This window comes from Schlesneria sp. (assembly GCF_036405755.1).
Lineage (GTDB): Bacteria > Planctomycetota > Planctomycetia > Planctomycetales > Planctomycetaceae > Schlesneria > Schlesneria sphaerica.
Genome location: NZ_DASWWZ010000696.1, coordinates 1 through 3,665, shown reverse-complemented (window position 1 = coordinate 3,665; position 3,665 = coordinate 1). Strand labels below are relative to the sequence as shown.

Here is a 3,665-nt window from a genome sequence, read left to right as displayed (position 1 = left end):
ACGGAGATAGGGGCGCAGACCAGCGGGGGATTCGTCGAGGATCACGGTGGCGCGGTAAGCGGCTTCCTGCAGTTGTTCCCGCCCGTCCTGATCGGTTTTCGTTGCGAGCAGCCCCCCTCGTTTGACCGACATCGTTTCCGGCGCGAAGTCCGAATGAGCGGTTGCGATTTGCGTGATCGTCCCCCGAAACGTTTGCTGGGGCAGGTGGTCAAACTTGAGCGAAACCTTCAGCCCTTCGTGGATGTCGTAGCGATCACCCTGATTGACATAGAGCGTGGCCTGCATTAAGTCGGACGGAGCAATACTCATCAGTTCCGTCCGCTCTTCCAGGAATGCACCCAGATTCTTCCGGTCGAGTGGCGTTCCCGTCCAGCCGACCAGCCGCGTTTTCTGTATTTCCAGGTTGGGGATCGGTTGACGGGAAGGAGCGATCACATGTCCGGCAACAGGAGCGACAACAACCAGATGCCGGATTTGCATCTCGATCTCGCTCAATTGTTCGTCGATCGATTTCAGGCTCTCTTCCAGCAGAGCCATCTCGGTCCGGTCGTTGAGTGCCCAGGCATTTTTCTTCGACTGTTCCTGAACCTCCCGTTGCAGCGTCAGTCGACGTTTGGCCTCGCTGAGTCGAGGGTCATACAGTACCGCCAGTTGCTGGCCCGCTTCGACATAGTCACCCGGTTGAACGTTCAGTTCCACCAGCTCACCGGGGACCCGGGTTACGACGTGACGCACCTCCTGTGGCTCGATCATGAAGGCGGCCCACTGAATGAAGGGGATCTTGATCATCCCGAGTCCGCCGATGATCCCTGCCAGGACAAGACCAGACAGGGCGAGCCTCCATTTCTGGATCGGCTTTTCGCGCGGTTGAGTAAGCTGCCTGTATGCCGATTTCGTCATCTGAACCAGGATCCCTGCGATCGAAAAGTAGGCTACGGACTGACCCAGACTCTGCAATCCATAAGGTTTCAGTACGGTATAAAGGAACGTCAGGATCCCGAACAGCACGAACCAGCCGTAAATCTTCGAAGCAATCGCATAAAGGATGAACCAGTGCTGATTGGTCTGAGGCATGAATGGATCCGGACGCGGTTCGATGCCCAGACAAAGTGCCGAGAAAAATTCGCCCGTCAGCTTGTCAGCCTTCTGCCGCAGATTGGGAATCTCGAGAAAATCACTCATCATGTAGTAACCGTCGAGCTTCATCAGCGGGTTGGCATTGAAAATCACCGTGGTCAGCGTCGTGACGAAGAAGACGTTGAGACACAGGAAATGAAACAGGCCCGGCTCAGTCAGCCACCACAGAAAGATCGCAATCGCCGAGAGCACAACTTCGACGATCATCCCCGCCGCACCTATCAGGATTCGGTGCCATTTATTCTTCAGCATCCACGAGTCCGAGACATCGCAATACAAGCAGGGGCTGCCGACCAGCAGCATGACCCCCATCTCGTGACATTCGCTGCCGAACATTTTGCACGCGAGCCCATGACCAAACTCATGAATGATCTTGGAACCAGCCAGCGTCATCCAGAGAAAGAGCAGGTTAGGCCAGCCGAAAAATTGCTGGAAGGCAGGGAGCCCTGCCTGAAAGGCACGAAACTGAATGGCCAGCAGCAGCCAGGAACTCAGCACCAGTCCCACCGCTGCCGCGACGGCAATGGGATGGCACACCCAGCGCGTCCAGGGAACCATCGCCGCCAGCACCCGATCGGGGTCCCAGCCCGGCAACCGAACCGAAAGGATGTTGGTCAGGACACCAAAAGCCTTTTGTCGACGATTCTTCCGCTTTTGCTCGATTCGCGCCGAGGCCTGCCCGGGACGCACACTGTAGGCGAGGCCTTTCTGGTGCAGGTCCGAAACAAGCAACTGTGTCTCTGTTAACGTCGGGCTGATCGCTGGAAATTCACGTATCAGCTCCGCACGAATCGTTTCCAGACTCTTCTGTCCATCCAGCAGATTCAAAACTCGATACTGATCGGCACGAAGGCGGTGGTAGGTCAGGCCGACGGGATCCTTGATCACAAAGTGCGACACCCCCTGGAACTCGATCTGCTTGATCACCAGATCCATCCGCCCGCGCAGCGGAACGGGTCGCTGGCTGGAACGCAATTCCTGGGCAGGCATCGCCATCGACATTGTGGCAGACTCGCGTAATCGAAAGGGAATGAGGTCAGTGCGACGACGGCCGGATCCGTTCGAACTTGGGCCGCGGTCGTTGAGGAAACAGGGACTTGCAAACAGGGACTTGACGATGAAGCAGTGAGGTGTACTGCCGGCATCCGAGCAGAGACCGACGTTCACCCCGTCGACTTTCGCCCGGTGGGAGTCAGCGGACCTTTGCGGCGACTTGTCCTTCCACTTCGATTTCCATCACCGCTTCGAGGCCTGCTCGCAGTATGTTATCTCGATTACGGACTTCGGCGTAGACTCGGGTCGTTCGGTCAATCGGCTCCGAAACGACGTCGACGAACGTGATCTTCCCTTCAAACACTTCATTCGCGTGCGAGTGGTCCGGGTCGATATTGTGCAGCTTCACGTACACTTTCGCTCCCTGACGGGCGTAAGAGAGGTCTTGAAAGGGGACGTTGCCTTCCACTCGTACGCGGTCCGTGTTCACAATTTCTGCGACGGGATCCCCCTGTCGGACGGCTTCCCCTTTCTTGCGGTAAATCCGGGTCACCACACCGTCGAACTGAGCCTGCACTGAATAGGTCTTCAGTTCTGCCGCCGAGACGGCTGCGTTCAATTTATTCAGACCAAGTTCATGCTCAGCGAGTTGAATGGAGAGTGCTGCTTTATCCGCAGCCAGTCTGGCTTTATCGATTTCAAGCTGAGGGACCGGTTCCTTTCCCCCTTTCTCCACCGCGAGCTGATTTGCTTTCAGCAGTCGATTCAGTTCGCTGTCGGCCGCTGACTTGGCAATCTTCGAAAATTCCAGTTCGACTCCATTGGCCGCTTTCTTTTCGGCCACGGCGAGATTGGCCTGGGCCACTTCGTCGGCGATCAGGGCCACAAGGCTGCCTGCCGTGACGGAATGGCCTTCCTTGAACTCGACCAGCTTCAGAATTCCCGTACGGTCTGAGGCGAGTGTCACCTGATCGATGAGCGTGATGTGACACTTTTCCAGTCTGACGCGTCGAACTCCCGGTCCCTTGGAGGGGGCCTCGTCCGCCGGTGAGGAAGCTGTCAGAAGCATCAGCAGGCCAAGACAGGGAAGCGTGTGCTGTTTCACATTCATCGAAAGATCCTCGGGACAATTCGCAGTGCATTCCCTGACGTTCTATGTGTTAACAGCAAGTGGGGCAAGATCCGACCTCACCGAACGTCAATCGGACGAGTCGGGCGGTTGATCTGGCGACTGCAGGAACTGGCCAGTGACTCTCGGTTATTCTGCCTGATGCCAGGCGATTCTGCGGCGCGAAGAGAGTTGTAATGGAGATAGTGTCTCACGATGCTGATGTCGAGAGAGCGATGCTCTTGTCGTCTGAGGTTCTCATGTTTGAATCTGTCTGATGTCACAACTGACTGCGGAAATTTAAGAATCCCGTGCTGAAGTCTTGCCGGGGCGGTATGGAAGTCGCACCGACGTACGCTCACGTGAAGCTCTCTACTGACCGGCGTCGGGGCTCCGTCTCGGTCCCGACGTCACCAACTCTGGTTCG

General features: G+C 56.6%; 2 protein-coding genes. Both read right to left on the bottom strand.

Going from position 1 to position 3,665, the window contains the following annotated elements; translation table 11 throughout:
* Positions 1 to 2,139 (bottom strand): efflux RND transporter periplasmic adaptor subunit (locus VGE80_RS23100; RefSeq protein ID WP_440594289.1); only part of this gene is annotated, 2,139 nt, incomplete at its 3' end.
* A 190-nt stretch (positions 2,140 to 2,329) separates the two neighbouring features.
* Positions 2,330 to 3,241, bottom strand: a complete 912-nt coding sequence (locus VGE80_RS23095) for an efflux RND transporter periplasmic adaptor subunit (protein WP_373651295.1) — start codon at positions 3,239 to 3,241, stop codon at positions 2,330 to 2,332.
* Positions 3,242 to 3,665: the final 424 nt, after the last annotated feature.